The sequence below is a fragment of the Rhizobium sp. Rhizsp82 genome, from assembly GCF_047325115.1.
Classification (GTDB): domain Bacteria; phylum Pseudomonadota; class Alphaproteobacteria; order Rhizobiales; family Rhizobiaceae; genus Rhizobium.
Genome location: NZ_CP168570.1, coordinates 2,212,950 through 2,227,160 on the forward strand (window position 1 = coordinate 2,212,950; position 14,211 = coordinate 2,227,160).

The following is a 14,211-nucleotide window of genomic DNA, read 5'->3' on the forward strand; positions in this document are numbered from 1 at the left end:
CCGGACTATTGTCCCCTCATCGAAACGGCGGCACGGTTGCCGCAAAGAGGAGAGCAGCAGATGACATCCCTTGCAAATCAACGCGTTCTCGTGGTCGGCGGCAGTTCCGGTATCGGTCTGGCCGTTGCAGAGCAGGCGGCAGCCGCAGGTGCCGCAGTCACGATCGCATCCCGCTCGGCAGACAAGCTTGCCGAAGCCGCCAGCCGGATCGGGCAGGGCGTACGCACCGCCGCCATCAACACCGCCGATGAGGCTGGGATCGACGCCTTCTTCACGGCAAACGAAGCATGGGACCACATCGTCATCTCCGCGGCGCAGACGCCCTCCGGCCCGGTGCGCAAGCTTTCGCTCGACGACGCCAAGCGCGCCATGGAGAGCAAGTTCTGGGGCGCCTATCGCATCGCCCGGGCAGCAAAGCTTGCCGAACGCGGCTCGCTGACCTTCATTTCCGGCTTCCTGAGCGAGCGCCCCTCGGCATCTTCTGTGCTCCAGGGCGCCATCAATGCGGCGCTGGAATCGCTGGCTCGGGGCCTCGCGCTCGAACTCTCCCCGGCGCGTGTCAACACCGTCTCGCCAGGTCTGATCGATACGCCGCTCTGGTCGAAGATGGACGAGATGAACCGCAACGCGATGTTCGAGCGTGTCGCGGGCTCATTGCCGGCAAAGACGGTGGGCAAGCCTTCCGATATCGCCAATGCCGTCTTGTTCCTGATGACGACGCCTTTCGCAACCGGCTCGACCGTCCGCGTCGATGGCGGTGGCGTGATCGGGTGATGCCATGCTCATCGATCACGTTACGCTACGCACTGCCGATCTGGAGGCGACCAGGCGTTTTCTCGAAGACCTGCTCGGCCTGACCACGGGAAGCCGACCCGATTTCGGCTTCCCCGGCTACTGGCTCTATAGCGGCGGCGAACCTGTCGTTCACCTGATCCCCGGTGGCGGCGCCGCCGTTGGCCGCAATGCGGAGACGATCGACCATGTCGGCTTCCGGCTGGAAGGCTATGACGCCTATCGCCGGAAGCTCGACACCGCAGCCATACCCTATTCCACCATGGATCTGCCGGATCTCGGCGAGCGCCGGCTCTTCGTCCGCACGCCGGGCGGCATCCTCCTTGAGCTCGTCTTCCGCGAAGGCGAAGCGGTCAACTGAATGGAGCAGGGCTTGCCGCAGCCTGCGGCCGGGTGTACATCATCCCGGTCGCGAAAAGCGGCTGCTTCCCTTGATCCGCCATCGGCGTGAGTAAACAGGTGGACGAATTGTCGTCCAGGCGGCCGAGTACAAGTCAGCCATGCCCGCTATGCGCATGGTTCGGCCAGCGTTTCCCAAACCTGTAATGCCTGACCTCGTCAGGCCCCAATCGCAAGCTCCCGGCGTGCGCGCCGCGCGTTTGCGTCGATAGGATCGCGCCATGAACAAACCGCTTGTTGTCATACTCACTGCCATTGTCCTCGATGCCGTCGGCATTGGCCTCATCTTCCCCATTCTCCCCTCGCTGCTGCAGGAGGTCACCCATGCCGATAAGGTGGCCCAGTATATCGGCATCATGACCGCGCTTTATGCCGCCATGCAGTTCGTCTTTGCGCCCGTTCTCGGCGCGCTCAGCGACCGGCTCGGCCGCCGCCCCGTTCTGCTGATCTCGCTTGGCGGCGCGGCCATCAACTATCTGGTGCTCGCCTTCGCGCCCAATCTCTGGCTGCTGCTGATCGGCCGTGCCATTGCCGGGCTGACCAGCGCCAATGTTTCCGTCGCCACCGCCTACGTGACCGATATCTCGCCGCCCGAGATGCGCGCCAGACGCTTCGGCCTGCTGAACGCCATGTTCGGCATCGGTTTCATCATCGGCCCCGTCCTTGGCGGCGCGCTCGGGGACTATTGGCTGCGGCTGCCCTTCATCGCCGCGGCAGTGCTGAACGCTGCCAATCTCCTGCTGGCATTCGCCGTGCTGCCGGAAACGCGCAAGCCGAGCCGCGAGAGGATCGATCTTGCCGCGCTCAATCCGTTGCGGCCGCTGCGCTGGATCTTCTCGATGAAGAGCCTGTTGCCGGTGATCCTGATCTTCTTTGTCTTCAGCGGCACCGGCGAAGCCTACGGCACCTGCTGGGCGCTATGGGGCAGCGATGCCTTCCACTGGAACGGCCTCTGGATCGGGCTTTCGCTCGGCACCTTCGGCATCTGCCAGACCTTGTCGCAGGCTTTCCTGCCAGGGCCCGCCGTCAAGCTGCTCGGCGAGCGCACGGCCATCCTCACCGGCGTCGGCGCCGTCTGCATCGCGCTTGCCGTCATGGCCTTTGCGACCGAGGGCTGGATGATCTTTGCGATCATGCCGCTCTTTGCCCTCGGCGGCATCGGTGTTCCCGCGCTGCAGTCACTGGCGACCCGCCAGGTCGGCGAAGACCAGCAGGGCCAGTTCCAGGGCGTGCTCGCCTCCGTCGTCAGCCTTGCCTCGATCATCGCGCCGCTCGGCTTTTCGAGCTTCTATTTCGCCGTGCGCGATGCCTGGCCGGGCGCCGTCTGGCTCTCGGTTGTCGCGCTCTATGCGATCGGCATTCCGCTGGTTCTCGGCCTGAAGCTCGCCAAGCGCGAGCCGATGCCCGCCTGACACGGCCGGCAGAAGGCGGACAGAGAGCCCGCCTTCTGCTAGGCTCCTTCACTGAAACGGAAGGAGGACACCGTTGGAAAAGCCGAAACTGCTGGCGGGCGGCAACCCGCAGATACCGAAGGGGGAGGGCGACGCTCCGGTCCAGGCCTATATCGACGCCGTGCCCGGCTGGAAGCAGGAGGTCTGCCGCAATATCGATCGGCTGGTGCAGCAGGCCCTTCCCGGCGTGCGCAAGGCGGTCAAATGGAACTCGCCGCTTTATGGGGCAGGCGAGAAGACCTGGTTTCTCGGTCTCCACTGCTTCGAGAAATACGTGAAGGTCTCGTTCTTCCAGGGCGGCTTGCTCGATCCCATCCCGCCCGGACAATCGAAACAGGCCGAGGTCCGCTATCTCGATATCCGCGAGACAGACGCGATGGATGAGGCGCAGTTTGCCGCATGGATCAGGCAGGCGGCGGCATTGCCGGGCGTCAAGATGTGACGCCGCGCGATCACCGCCGCAGACCGCTTTTCCGCGTCCCGTCGTAGAAGCCCGGCGGCTTCTTGCGCACCCAGGCGACGAATTTCAGGATGGCCGGATGTTCCAACAGCTGCGGGATCGTCGGATAGGATTTCTCCAGCTCCGCTTCCGAGAACAGCGCATGGATCTGGCGGTGGCAGATGCGGTGCAGCACCTGCGTCTCACGCCCGCCGCGGCTCTTCGGCACCAGATGATGCTCGTCACGCTGATCCTCCGGCACGACGCGCCCGCAGAGCGGACAGATCGCCGGCGCCGGGGCCTCGTACCAGGACTTCACCTCGCGATCGCGCTTCCTTGCCATGAGGATACCCTTGAGCCGGCGGGCAAGGTATCGCCCGGGAGGGGCTCTGTCATCACATGGATCGCGTGGAGATGCGGGTTCGATACCCCAGACGCGCAAAGGGAGCGCCCGGCCGTGACCGGACGCTCCCCGTTTTTGCGACCCGGATCCGGCGCTTACTTGGCGTTCAGGAAGTCGCCGACTTCGAGCAGGCTGAACTCGTTGTTGTCAGCCTTGTCGACGGCGCGGCCTGCCGAGAAGGGCAGGTTGTTGTCGTTGCCGATGATGATATGCGTGGCATCGACGCGATCGACATTCTCGATCGTCACGAACGGCATGTCATAGACGCCATCCTTGCTGCCGGCCTTCTTCTTGTTGTCGGGGTCCTTGATGTTGAGCAGGTCGATGTAGCCGATCTTGCGGACGGCCTTGCCTGCGTTGGCATCGTTGAACTCGATCTTGTAGACGCGCTTCAGCTCGGCCGGAGCCTCGAAGCAATCCGGCTTCGGCTGCTTCGGATCGGCGCAGGCCTTGTCCTTCGTGCCGGCGCCGTTGTCGCGTTCGATGACGAGCGCGGTCGTTTCGTCCAGCATGTTGAAGTCGCCGATCGAGGCACCCTTGTCTTCGAACGGGTAGAACCAGCTGCGGCCGGTCCACTTCTTCGAGGCGACGTCGAACTCGATGACGCGGATCGCCGTGTGGCCGTCAACCGTCTCCATCTTGCCGTCGTCCTGATAGAGCGCGCCTTCGAGCAGGCCGTAAAGCTTGCTGCCATCCTTCGACATCGCCAGTCCCTCGAAGCCGCCGGAGCGCTTCAGGTTGAAGACCGGGTTCTTGCCGACCGGCGTGCCCGGCAGCTGGATCAGCGCGTTGTCGGGCGAGATGACCGGCTTGCCGTCGACGGTCGTCGGGATGACGTCGGTGAGCGCGCCCTTGGTGTCGAACTTCAGAAGGTAGGGGCCGAACTCGTCGCCGAGCCAGAAGCCGTCGGCGACCGGCTGCACGGATTCGATGTCGAAATCGGCGCCGGTCAGGTAGCGCTTGTCCGAGCCTTCCATGACGATCGGGAAGGGGGCGATCTTGTTGGGATCGGAGAGGAACAGGTTCTCGACGACGTCAGCCTTGTTCGTCGCCCAGTCGAACTTCATCCGGTGCAGGAAGAGCATCGAGTCCGGCGAGGTGAACTTCGAGCCGAAGCCGTTGTCCGAGAGGGTCCAGAAGGTGCCGTCGGGCATCGTCTTGATGCCGGAGAAGCCCTGGATCGGCTGGCCGTCGAACGGCAGCTTGATATCGGTCACGCGGGCGCCGTCCTTGCCCGGCACGGTGCCGAGCGCCTCGGTGCGCTTGCGATCCGGCGTGGTGAACTTGCCGGAATGCTTGAGAAATTCAGGGGCATCGGCAGGCGCCGGTGTCATCGTGTTGGCAGGCAGGATCGCCTGTCCAGCAAGAGTGGCGGTAAATTCCTGCTGGTCGGCCGAAGCGGACGTCGCAATCAAAAGAAACAAGGAAACGGAAGCGAAAAGAGCTTTTTTCATGGAGACCCCCAAAAAATGAAGTGGCGGTCCCGATTAGCAGCCGATCTATGTCGCCGAATTGACGGTTGAGTGAAGCTTTGGTGACTGTGCAGAGGCCGGAATGGCCTGGGCGAGCGCCATGACGCCAAGCCCCTGGCCGCGGCCCTTCAGCGCGTGCATGCCGAGATCCTCGGCATTGACGAAGTCGGGCAGCGTCATCCGGTTGGCGAGTTCGCTGGAAATGAGGATCGGCCGGTTCAGCGTCTTGCAGAGCGATTCAAGCCGTGAGGTCGTGTTCACCGTGTCGCCGAAATAGGTGATCTTGTGGTGATCGACGCCGATTTCCGCAGTGATGACGAAACCGCCGTGGAGCGCTGCGCGCAACCGCGGCACCTGCCCATACTGCTTCAGCCAGCTTGGCGCCTCTTTCTCGATCGCGTTCAGGATATCGAAGACGCAGCGCACGCAGCGGCCATTCTTCATGCCGCGCGCAAGCGGCCAGGTGATGATGGCGGAATCGCCGACGTAATCGTCGATCGTGCCCCTGTTGCGGCGCACCGGTTCGGCAAAGGCGGCAAACAGCGAATTCAACATCTGCTGGGCACGCAGGTCGCCATGCTTCTCGGCGAAGGGCGTGGAATCGACGAGATCGACGAACAGGAAGATGCGCTCCTCGCTGACCGGATTGCGGTAGCGGCTGGTCAGCATCGCCAGGAACACGTCTCGCCCAAGCAACTCGCGCACCCGCACGACGAAGATGATCGCCGCGCAGACGACGAGCGCATACATGAAGACGTTGAACGGCAGGATGGTGGCCTCGATCCACGAGGTCGGCTGGATGGCGCCAACGGCGCGCAGGAGAACGCCGGCAACGGCAAAGCCGGCGCTCATCAGCACTTCGTAGATGAAAAGCTGCGCCAGGAAATAGGTGAATGTCGGCAGCTTCTGGATACGCCGCGATAGCCCGCGCAGGATCGCCTTGCGCTCGAAAGCGAGGATCGGCATGCCTATGAACAGCGCAAAGGTGGCGCCGATGAACGGCCGGCTGTCACCGTAAAACAGGACGTCGTAGAGCACGCCGCTGCCAGCCATGACCAGCGTCAAAAGCAGCCAGTTCTGGACTGGAGAAATTTCCCGCATGCGCCATCGCCTTGATTTGCCTGATAGTGTCCGGCCATGTAGGCGCCGGTCAAGGCATTTCGAAGGCAGGTAATTTAGAGAAGGACGGTATCGACCTTCCGGCCTGCAAAGCGCAGCGCGATTTCGCCCTTGATGAGCTGCAGGGCAGGCTCGCCGAAGAGCTCCCGGCGCCAGCCATGCAGCGCCGAAACCTCGGCCTTCTCGCCTTCGGCAGCAATCTTGTCGAGGTCCTCGCTATTGGCGATGACCTTCGGCGCGACGCCATGCTTTTCGGAGATCAGCTTCAGCAGGACCTTCAGCAGTTCGACGGCAGCAGCGGCACCCTCAGGCGCCTGCGTGTGGCGCGGCACATGCGGCATGTCGGCCTTCGGCAGCGCCAGCGCTTCGTTGACGGCTTCGAGGACGGCCGCGCCCGAGGAGGATCGCTCCCAGCCCTTCGGGATGGTTCTCAAGCGGCCAAGCGCCTCGGTGTCCTTCGGTTGCTGCTGGGCGATCTCATAGATCGCGTCGTCCTTCAGCACACGCGAACGCGGCACGTTGCGGGCACGGGCCTCGCGTTCACGCCAGGCGGCAACATATTTCAGGATCGCCAGCTCCTGCGGCTTGCGCAGGCGCATCTTCAGGCGCTGCCAGGCATCGTCAGGGTGGAGATCATAGGTCTCGCGCGCTTCGAGGATATCCATTTCCTCGGAAAGCCAGGAGGAGCGTCCTTCGCGGGCGAGCTCGTCCTTGAGATAGAGATAGACATCGCGCAGATGCGTGACGTCGGCCAGCGCATAATCGAGCTGCTTTTCGGAGAGCGGCCGGCGGCTCCAGTCGGTGAAGCGCGACGACTTGTCGATCTGAACGCCCTTGGTGCGGCTGACGAGCTGGTCGTAGGAGACGCTGTCGCCGAAGCCGCAGACCATGGCGGCGACCTGCGTGTCGAAGATCGGATGCGGGATCAGCCCGCCACGGTTGAAGATGATTTCGATATCCTGCCGCGCGGCGTGAAAAACCTTGAGAACGGCGGTGTTCGCCATCAACTCGAAGAATGGCGTCAGATCGATGCCCTTCGCCAACGGATCGACGATGACTTCTGTCGTCGGGCTTGCCATCTGGATCAGGCAGAGCTCCGGCCAGAAGGTCGTTTCACGCAGAAACTCGGTGTCGATCGTGATGAAGTCAGACTTGGCCAGCTCTTTGCACGCGGCCGCCAAATCGGCGGTGGTTTCGATCATATCAATTCATTCACAAGGAAAAAGGTCGGTTAACCTTCCTTCTCCTTTCGAAGAGATATGTCAATACGTTGAACCGGTGCGTGTTGCGCAGAAGCCGCTATTTGCCGGGACGCATTTCATCCTTGCCGCGCTTGTTGCGCGTGGCATAGAGCGCAATGAGGCCGAAGATCAGCCCGCCTACAGGCATGATCAGAAAATTGATGAACTGATCAGTTGTCATTTCTCAATCCTCTCAGTGTGCCTCTTGCCGTCAAATGTAATGCACCCGAGGCCAGAAGACAAATAACGGCGATCATTCGGATGGTTGTCGAGGTCGTCCCGGTTGCGCCGAGGCTTGCAATCGTCGGAGCAAAGGAGCCGACCGCGAAGACGGCAATGGCAATGCCATTGAGGAAGGTCGCGGTAAGTTTGGTTCGCTCGTTTTCTACAAGGCTCATGCTGGATTGCTCGAAAGGTGTCTCTTACACCTTGATACAATCTATGCGCTCATCACGCAATCGCCCTAGGCAACCCTGACGTAGCTCGTCATCCCCGTCTTCTGATGCTCGATGATATGGCAATGCAGCAGCCAGTCGCCGGGATTATCGGCGACGAAGGCAAGCTGCACCTTTTCATCGGGCTGGATCAGGTAGGTGTCGGACACCACGGGCATGACCTCGCGCGTTGAGGACGAGATGACCTTGAAGCTCATGCCGTGCAGATGGATCGGGTGCAGGTGAGGGGTGACGTTTTCAAGCTGGAAGATATAGCTCTTGCCCTGCTTGAGTTCGGCGAGCGGCGCCGTCGGATCGGGGGTGTCGCCCGGCCACGGCACCTTGTTGATGGCCCAGAAGCTGTAGCCCAGCGTGCCGCAGATGCTGTCGACGGGTGCGTTCTCGGCGGTGGCGCTCAGCACCAGCGGGATCTTCTCCGCCGAGGAAAGATCGGCTTCCGGCACCGGATTGGCGGCGAGTGCTGCGAGATCGGCGACATCGCGCTTCAGCGACTGGCCGGTGGCGCGCAGCTTCGCGAGCGTCTTCGGCGTCGTGCCGCGGATGTCTTCGAGCGTCGCGACCGCGCCTTCGTTGTCGGGCATGCGCACGGCAAGGTCCAGACGCTGGCCGGGGCCAAGCTGTAGGAGATCGAGCGGGAAACGCTTTGGCACCGGATTGCCGTCAATGGCTATGACGGTGGCTTCGCCGCCGTCCATCTTCAAGGAATAGATGCGGGTGACATCGGTGATCGCGATGCGCAGCCGCACCAGCCCGCCGGCCGGCGCGTCATATTGCGGCTCCTGGTGCCAGTTGGCGGTGCGCACCGTGCCGTAGGTGCCGGTTTTCGCCGCATCGCGCGGCCGGAAGGGGGCGATGAACTGCCCGTCGCCGCCAAGCCGCCAGTCGCGCAGATTGAGCACCACTTCCGCATCGAAAGCAGGATCGGCCGCGTCCTCGACGACGATGACGCCGGTCATGCCGTGACCCATCTGCGTCAGCGTGTTGCAATGCGGGTGATACCAGAAGGTACCGGCATCCGGCGGCGTGAAATTATAGTCGAAGCTGTCGTTGGTGTAGACGTAGGGCTGCGTCATGAACGGCACGCCGTCCATCCTGTTGTCGATGCGCAGCCCGTGCCAGTGGATCGTCGTCGGTTCGTCGAGGGTGTTCGCCAGCTGCGCCGCATAGGGCTTGCCGCGCTGCATTCGCAGCACCGGCGGCACGCCCTGGTCGCCCCACGTCATGATATCCCGGGTCGGCCCGAATTCCGTCAGTACGGCCTCGGTCTTGACCGCCTTCAACAGCTGCGGCTCGGGTGCTGCTTCCGCAAAGCCGAACTTCCCGGCAACGCCGATCCCGACACCGTAAGCACCGGCAACGGCTGAGGCTTTGAGCAGATTTCGGCGGGTGAGGAGGGGCATGCGAGGCTCCGGCAGCTGATATGCGCCATCTTTAAAGTTGACTGGCGGTTTCATCAATAAGCAAATACCGGCCAAACTGCCGCAGTGGCGCGGGCATCGCCGGCCGTAATAAACCGCCGTGAAACGGGCCCGCTCTCGCGCCAAGTCTTGACAAATCAGACCGTCCATGCGCTTGTCCGCCCGATTTTCTTGTCGGCGCTTGAGGGTGGAAATTTGCCCTTGCAGCCGTCTCAGCAGACATCGGGAATAGAGATTATGCATCGCTACCGCAGCCACACCTGTGCCGCCCTCCGCAAGTCGGACGTCGGCTCGACCGTCCGGATTTCCGGTTGGGTTCACCGCGTTCGTGACCATGGCGGCGTTCTCTTCATCGATCTTCGCGACCATTACGGCATTACTCAGGTCGTCGCCGATCCGGATTCTCCGGCCTTCAAGACCGCCGAAGCCGTTCGCGGCGAGTGGGTCATCCGTATCGATGGTCTCGTCAAGGCCCGTACCGAAGACACCGTCAACAAGAACATGGCGACCGGCGAGATCGAACTCTACGCTCAGGAAATCGAAGTTCTGGCCGCTGCCAAGGAACTGCCGCTGCCGATCTTCGGCGAGCCCGATTATCCTGAAGACGTTCGCCTCAAGTACCGCTTCCTCGACCTGCGCCGCGATACGCTGCACAAGAACATCGTCAAGCGTACGCAGATCATCTCGGATATCCGCAACCGCATGGCATCGGCCGGCTTCGGCGAATACACGACGCCGATCCTGACGGCATCCTCGCCGGAAGGCGCGCGCGACTTCCTCGTGCCGTCGCGTATCCATCCCGGCACCTTCTTCGCGCTGCCGCAGGCGCCGCAGCAGTACAAGCAGCTCTTGATGGTCGCCGGTTTCGACCGCTACTTCCAGATCGCGCCGTGCTTCCGCGATGAAGATCCGCGTGCCGACCGCCTGCCGGGCGAATTCTACCAGCTCGACGTCGAGATGAGCTTCGTCACCCAGGAAGACGTCTGGGATACGATGGCTCCGATCATCACCAACGTGTTCGAGCAGTTTGCCGAAGGCAAGCCGGTCACCAAGGAATGGCCGCGCATTCCTTACGACGTTGCAATCCGCAAGTATGGTTCCGACAAGCCGGACCTGCGCAACCCGATCGAGATGCAGGCCGTCACCGAACATTTTGACGGCTCCGGCTTCAAGGTCTTCGCCGGCATGATCGCCGCAAACCCGAAGGTCGAAGTCTGGGCGATCCCGGCCAAAACCGGCGGTAGCCGCGCATTCTGCGACCGCATGAACGCCTGGGCGCAGTCGTTGGGACAGCCGGGTCTCGGCTACATCTTCTGGAAGGAAGAGGACGGCAAGGTTGCCGGTTCCGGCCCGCTCGCCAAGAATATCGGCGAAGAGCGCACCGAAGCCCTGCGCATTCAGCTCGGCCTTGAAGCAGGCGACGCCGCCTTCTTCGTCGCCGGCGAACCGGCAAAGTTCTACAAGTTCGCAGGCGAAGCCCGCACCAAGGCCGGTGAAGACCTTAACCTCGTCGATCGCGACCGGTTCGAGCTGTGCTGGATCATCGACTTCCCGTTCTACGAATGGAGCGAGGAAGACAAGAAGGTCGACTTCGCGCACAACCCCTTCTCGATGCCGCAGGGTGGTCTCGAGGCACTGCAGACCAAGGAGCCGCTGTCGCTCAAGGCCTACCAGTACGACGCCGTCTGCAACGGCTTCGAAATCGCCTCGGGCTCGATCCGTAACCAGTCGCCGGAAGCAATGGTCAAGGCCTTCGAACTGGTCGGTCTCAGCCAGGCGGATGTCGAAGAACGCTTCGGCGGCATGTACCGCGCCTTCCAGTACGGCGCGCCTCCGCATGGTGGTTGCGCATTCGGTATCGACCGCATCGTCATGCTGCTGCTCGGCGCCAAGAACCTGCGCGAAATCACGCTGTTCCCGATGAACCAGCAGGCGCAGGACCTCCTGATGAACGCCCCGTCGCCGGCAACGCCGAAGCAGCTGATGGAACTGTCGCTGCGCGTCATGCCGCAGCCGAAGAAAGACTGATCGATCTCAGAGAGACCCGCAAACAGCGAGCCTCTTGCCTTCAGCAAGTATCGACGCCGGCTGCCGCTTGCAGCCGGCGTTTTTCATGGGTATAGCTTGCCTATTCGCCCCGGACCCGGTGAAACTCCGGGTGGCTCTTCTGGCCGCCGATCCGCCAGACAACGCACAACATCTTCCAATATGTTGAACCGGACTTGCGTCCGGTCGCGCTGAACTCGTGAACAATCCGACATGAACAAACTCTCCGCTTACAAGCGCGAATGGTTTTCGAACATTCGTGGCGACATTCTTTCCGGCATCGTTGTGGCGCTCGCCTTGATCCCGGAGGCCATCGGCTTTTCGGTCATTGCCGGCGTTGACCCGAAGATCGGGCTTTTCGCCTCGGTTGCCATTGCCTGCGTCTCCGCCATTGCCGGCGGCCGGCCGGGCATGATTTCGGCGGCAACAGCCGCAACCGCGGTGCTGATGGGCTCGCTGGTGCGCGAGCATGGCCTGCAATATCTCTTCGCTGCCACGATCCTGATGGGCATCCTGCAGATGATTGCGGGCATGCTGAAACTCGGGCGGCTGATGCGCTTCGTGTCGCGCTCGGTGATGACCGGCTTCGTCAACTCGCTGGCGATCCTGATCTTCATGGCGCAGCTGCCGGAACTGATCGGCATGCCGCAGACGACCTATGTGATGATCGCGGCGGCCCTGCTGATCATTTACCTCTTCCCCTATGTCACCAAGGTCATCCCGTCGCCGCTGGTGGCGATCGCGGTGCTGACGGCGGCAACGGTCATGCTAGGGCTCGATGTCCGCACGGTCAGCGATCTCGGCGAGCTGCCGACCAGCCTGCCTGTTTTCACCATCCCGCAGGTGCCGCTGACATTCGAGACGCTGCAGATCATCTTCCCGTATTCGATCGGCCTTGCCGCCGTCGGTCTGCTGGAATCGCTGCTGACGGCGCAGATCGTCGATGATCTCACGGATACCCAGAGCAACAAGAACACGGAATGCTACGGGCAAGGGGCCGCCAATATCGCCTCCGCCCTGATCGGCGGCATGGGTGGTTGCGCGATGATCGGCCAGTCCGGCATCAATATCGCGTCGGGCGGCCGCGGCCGTCTGTCGACCTTCGTGGCTGGTGCCTTCCTGCTCATTCTGCTTCTGGTGCTGGACGATATCCTGCGCGTTGTACCGATGGCGGCACTGGTGGCGATCATGATCATGGTGTCGATCGGCACCTTCTCCTGGCGCTCGATCCTCGACATTCGCCGCAACCCGCCATCTTCGTCGCTGGTCATGCTGGCAACGGTCGTCACCGTCGTTGCGACCCATGATCTTTCGAAGGGCGTGCTGGTCGGCGTTCTCTTGTCGGGTGTGTTCTTCGCGGGCAAGGTCGCCAAGCTGTTCCATGTCCGCTCGTCGCTGGATGCGGAAGCCGGTATCCGGACCTATCTTGTCGATGGCCAGGTGTTCTTCGCCTCGGCGGAAAGCTTCTCCGCCGCCTTCGACTTCGAGGAGCAGGTGACGTCAGTCGTCATCGACGTCACCGCCGCGCATTTCTGGGACATCACCGCCGTCGGCGCGCTCGACAAGGTGGTCCTGAAATATCGCCGCCGCGACATCGCTGTCGATCTCCGCGGCCTGAACGAGGCGAGCGCCAGCATGCTCGACCGGTTCGCCCTGCATGACAAGGGTGATGCTGCACTGGCCTCCACCGGCTCGCACTGACAAACAAAAAAGCCCGGCATCGCTGCCGGGCTTTGCATTTCAGTGGGTCTGAACCTTACTGGTTCGCGTTGATCTTCACGCCGAGAACGTTCGGCAGGGTGTTCGGTGCGCCCATGGCGGCGCCCATGATCGTCGGGAACGGCACGGCCTGCGCCGGTGCAGCCGAGACAGCGAAGTTCTTCGGGTCGTCGAGATAGGTGTTGACGGCGGCCGAGATCGCGTTCTGCAGCTCGGGAACGTTGAGCTGTGCGACGGCGAGCGGCGCCATTGCCTTCAGCGCGTCGCCCATCTGCTTGCCGGTCATGTTCTGCTTCGAACCGGCATATTCAAGCGCGCGCTTGGTGATCGAGGCGTCGTCGAAGCGGACCTCGGCGCTGTTGAACGAAAGCTGCTGCAGCAGGCCGAGCATTGCGAGGCCGAGAGCCTGCTGTGCTTCTTCCTTGTTCGGGTTGGCTTCAGAGGCCTTGGCGGCTTCCTGCAGCGACTTCATGAAGGCAGGCGTGTAGCCGGAGATTTTGAAGGCGAGGTTCAGGCGGCCGACATTGGTGACGTCGAAGGCGAATTCGGAAATGTCGATCGTGCCGGGGCCGAGATCCCAGGCGCCCTTCATCGTGATGTCGCCGTTGACATGCTCGAGCGCCAGCTTCTCGATCCCTTCCTTGTACTGCGGATCGGGCGCATCGGTGAGGTCTGCCTTCATGTTCTTGAAGGCGCCGTCGAAGTCGAAGCCGGATTCGTCTTCGCGCAGCGTCAGGTTCATGTCGGTCTGGCCGAGCGAGAAGATGTCCTTGCCGTCCTTCGAAACCTTGAACGGGCCGGTATGGGCCGTCTCGTAGAGCAGCATGGAATCGACGCCGTCGCCGGTTGCATCGGCCGGGATCGAGATGCCGCCGAGTTTCATGTCGCTGGCGGAGATCGTCGTGCCTTCTTCGCTGACATTGATGTCGGGGAAGGCTGCTTCCTCGATGTAGTAGCCGCCGTCTTCGTCTTCCTCGACGCCGGTCATGGTGATGTCGCCGATCTTCAGCGCATCGCCGGCCGCAGGCTTGAAGCTTGCGTTCTTCAGCGTCACGGTCGTGTCGTCGACATCGACGCCGTCAGCGACGAGCGTGCCGCCCTGGGCGATATAGGCGGCGTTGAGCTTCTTCAGCAGATCCTGGCCATCAAGGGCGAATGCGCTGGTGGCGAGCGACAGGAATGCTGCGCCGGAAAGCATAAGCCGGGTGGTCCGGTAAAAGGTCATGACGAAATCCTCTAGTGGCGGTTAAGGCTAGT

Annotated in this window: 14 protein-coding genes and 1 other annotated feature; of the genes, 6 read left to right on the top strand and 8 right to left on the bottom strand. The window is 62.3% G+C overall.

Annotated features, from left to right (window positions below):
* Nucleotides 1-60: 60 nt before the first annotated feature.
* From ACEN84_RS15775 to ACEN84_RS15790, 4 genes are all read left to right on the top strand, one after another.
* Nucleotides 61-774, top strand: a complete 714-nt coding sequence (locus ACEN84_RS15775; protein WP_413709217.1) for an SDR family oxidoreductase — start codon at nucleotides 61-63, stop codon at nucleotides 772-774.
* A 4-nt stretch (nucleotides 775-778) separates the two neighbouring features.
* A complete protein-coding gene (locus ACEN84_RS15780) occupies nucleotides 779-1,153 on the top strand; it encodes a VOC family protein (RefSeq protein WP_130282742.1) in 375 nt (124 codons plus the stop codon).
* A gap of 259 nt (nucleotides 1,154-1,412) precedes the next feature.
* Nucleotides 1,413-2,603 (top strand): TCR/Tet family MFS transporter, encoded by a 1,191-nt coding sequence (locus ACEN84_RS15785; protein ID WP_413709218.1) that lies wholly within the window; start codon nucleotides 1,413-1,415, stop codon nucleotides 2,601-2,603.
* Nucleotides 2,604-2,676: 73 nt separating this feature from the next.
* The gene (locus ACEN84_RS15790; protein WP_413709219.1) at nucleotides 2,677-3,084 is read left to right on the top strand and encodes a DUF1801 domain-containing protein; all 408 of its coding nucleotides are present in this window, start codon (nucleotides 2,677-2,679) and stop codon (nucleotides 3,082-3,084) included.
* A 10-nt stretch (nucleotides 3,085-3,094) separates the two neighbouring features.
* Here ACEN84_RS15790 and ACEN84_RS15795 read toward each other — a convergent pair whose 3' ends face one another.
* The 7 genes from ACEN84_RS15795 to ACEN84_RS15825 all read right to left on the bottom strand — a co-directional run bounded on the left by ACEN84_RS15795 (nucleotide 3,095) and on the right by ACEN84_RS15825 (nucleotide 9,171).
* On the bottom strand, nucleotides 3,095-3,424 hold the full coding sequence (locus ACEN84_RS15795; protein ID WP_413709220.1) for an HNH endonuclease: 330 nt from the start codon (nucleotides 3,422-3,424) through the stop codon (nucleotides 3,095-3,097).
* Nucleotides 3,425-3,579: 155 nt separating this feature from the next.
* Nucleotides 3,580-4,938 carry an esterase-like activity of phytase family protein gene (locus ACEN84_RS15800; RefSeq protein ID WP_413709221.1) on the bottom strand — a complete coding sequence of 453 codons (1,359 nt, stop codon included), beginning with the start codon at nucleotides 4,936-4,938 and terminating at the stop codon, nucleotides 3,580-3,582.
* A gap of 45 nt (nucleotides 4,939-4,983) precedes the next feature.
* The gene (locus ACEN84_RS15805) at nucleotides 4,984-6,057 is read right to left on the bottom strand and encodes an adenylate/guanylate cyclase domain-containing protein (RefSeq protein ID WP_112718778.1); all 1,074 of its coding nucleotides are present in this window, start codon (nucleotides 6,055-6,057) and stop codon (nucleotides 4,984-4,986) included.
* Nucleotides 6,058-6,131: 74 nt separating this feature from the next.
* A complete protein-coding gene (gene rnd / locus ACEN84_RS15810) occupies nucleotides 6,132-7,277 on the bottom strand; it encodes a ribonuclease D (RefSeq protein WP_112718777.1) in 1,146 nt (381 codons plus the stop codon).
* 97 nt (nucleotides 7,278-7,374) lie between these two features.
* A complete protein-coding gene (locus ACEN84_RS15815; RefSeq protein WP_281438208.1) occupies nucleotides 7,375-7,497 on the bottom strand; it encodes a hypothetical protein in 123 nt (40 codons plus the stop codon).
* Nucleotides 7,487-7,714 carry an amino acid transporter gene (locus ACEN84_RS15820; RefSeq protein WP_112718776.1) on the bottom strand — a complete coding sequence of 76 codons (228 nt, stop codon included), beginning with the start codon at nucleotides 7,712-7,714 and terminating at the stop codon, nucleotides 7,487-7,489. The genes ACEN84_RS15815 and ACEN84_RS15820 overlap by 11 nt, the downstream gene beginning before the upstream one ends.
* A 65-nt stretch (nucleotides 7,715-7,779) precedes the next feature.
* Nucleotides 7,780-9,171, bottom strand: a complete 1,392-nt coding sequence (locus tag ACEN84_RS15825; protein ID WP_413709222.1) for a multicopper oxidase family protein — start codon at nucleotides 9,169-9,171, stop codon at nucleotides 7,780-7,782.
* A gap of 255 nt (nucleotides 9,172-9,426) precedes the next feature.
* Here ACEN84_RS15825 and aspS point away from each other — a divergent pair, with 255 nt between their 5' ends.
* The gene (aspS, locus tag ACEN84_RS15830; protein ID WP_413709223.1) at nucleotides 9,427-11,217 is read left to right on the top strand and encodes an aspartate--tRNA ligase; all 1,791 of its coding nucleotides are present in this window, start codon (nucleotides 9,427-9,429) and stop codon (nucleotides 11,215-11,217) included.
* A gap of 108 nt (nucleotides 11,218-11,325) precedes the next feature.
* Nucleotides 11,326-11,381: a sequence feature (sul1 is cis-regulatory element that is thought to sense ions involved in sulfur or methionine metabolism; They are found in Alphaproteobacteria), on the top strand.
* 67 nt (nucleotides 11,382-11,448) lie between these two features.
* Nucleotides 11,449-12,936, top strand: a complete 1,488-nt coding sequence (locus ACEN84_RS15835) for a SulP family inorganic anion transporter (protein WP_413709224.1) — start codon at nucleotides 11,449-11,451, stop codon at nucleotides 12,934-12,936.
* 55 nt (nucleotides 12,937-12,991) lie between these two features.
* On the opposite strand, the gene ACEN84_RS15840 is transcribed toward ACEN84_RS15835, so the two are convergent.
* Nucleotides 12,992-14,179, bottom strand: a complete 1,188-nt coding sequence (locus ACEN84_RS15840; protein WP_413709225.1) for a hypothetical protein — start codon at nucleotides 14,177-14,179, stop codon at nucleotides 12,992-12,994.
* Nucleotides 14,180-14,211 lie beyond the last annotated feature (32 nt).

Coding starts and splice junctions, on each gene's coding strand:
- ACEN84_RS15785 (WP_413709218.1), top strand. CDS start 1,413: ATGAACAAACCGCTTGTTGTCATACTCACTGCCATTGTCCTCGATGCC.
- ACEN84_RS15825 (WP_413709222.1), bottom strand. CDS start 9,171: ATGCCCCTCCTCACCCGCCGAAATCTGCTCAAAGCCTCAGCCGTTGCC.
- ACEN84_RS15780 (WP_130282742.1), top strand. CDS start 779: ATGCTCATCGATCACGTTACGCTACGCACTGCCGATCTGGAGGCGACC.
- ACEN84_RS15800 (WP_413709221.1), bottom strand. CDS start 4,938: ATGAAAAAAGCTCTTTTCGCTTCCGTTTCCTTGTTTCTTTTGATTGCG.
- ACEN84_RS15795 (WP_413709220.1), bottom strand. CDS start 3,424: ATGGCAAGGAAGCGCGATCGCGAGGTGAAGTCCTGGTACGAGGCCCCG.
- ACEN84_RS15775 (WP_413709217.1), top strand. CDS start 61: ATGACATCCCTTGCAAATCAACGCGTTCTCGTGGTCGGCGGCAGTTCC.
- ACEN84_RS15840 (WP_413709225.1), bottom strand. CDS start 14,179: ATGACCTTTTACCGGACCACCCGGCTTATGCTTTCCGGCGCAGCATTC.
- ACEN84_RS15820 (WP_112718776.1), bottom strand. CDS start 7,714: ATGAGCCTTGTAGAAAACGAGCGAACCAAACTTACCGCGACCTTCCTC.
- ACEN84_RS15815 (WP_281438208.1), bottom strand. CDS start 7,497: ATGACAACTGATCAGTTCATCAATTTTCTGATCATGCCTGTAGGCGGG.
- aspS (WP_413709223.1), top strand. CDS start 9,427: ATGCATCGCTACCGCAGCCACACCTGTGCCGCCCTCCGCAAGTCGGAC.
- rnd (WP_112718777.1), bottom strand. CDS start 7,277: ATGATCGAAACCACCGCCGATTTGGCGGCCGCGTGCAAAGAGCTGGCC.
- ACEN84_RS15835 (WP_413709224.1), top strand. CDS start 11,449: ATGAACAAACTCTCCGCTTACAAGCGCGAATGGTTTTCGAACATTCGT.
- ACEN84_RS15805 (WP_112718778.1), bottom strand. CDS start 6,057: ATGCGGGAAATTTCTCCAGTCCAGAACTGGCTGCTTTTGACGCTGGTC.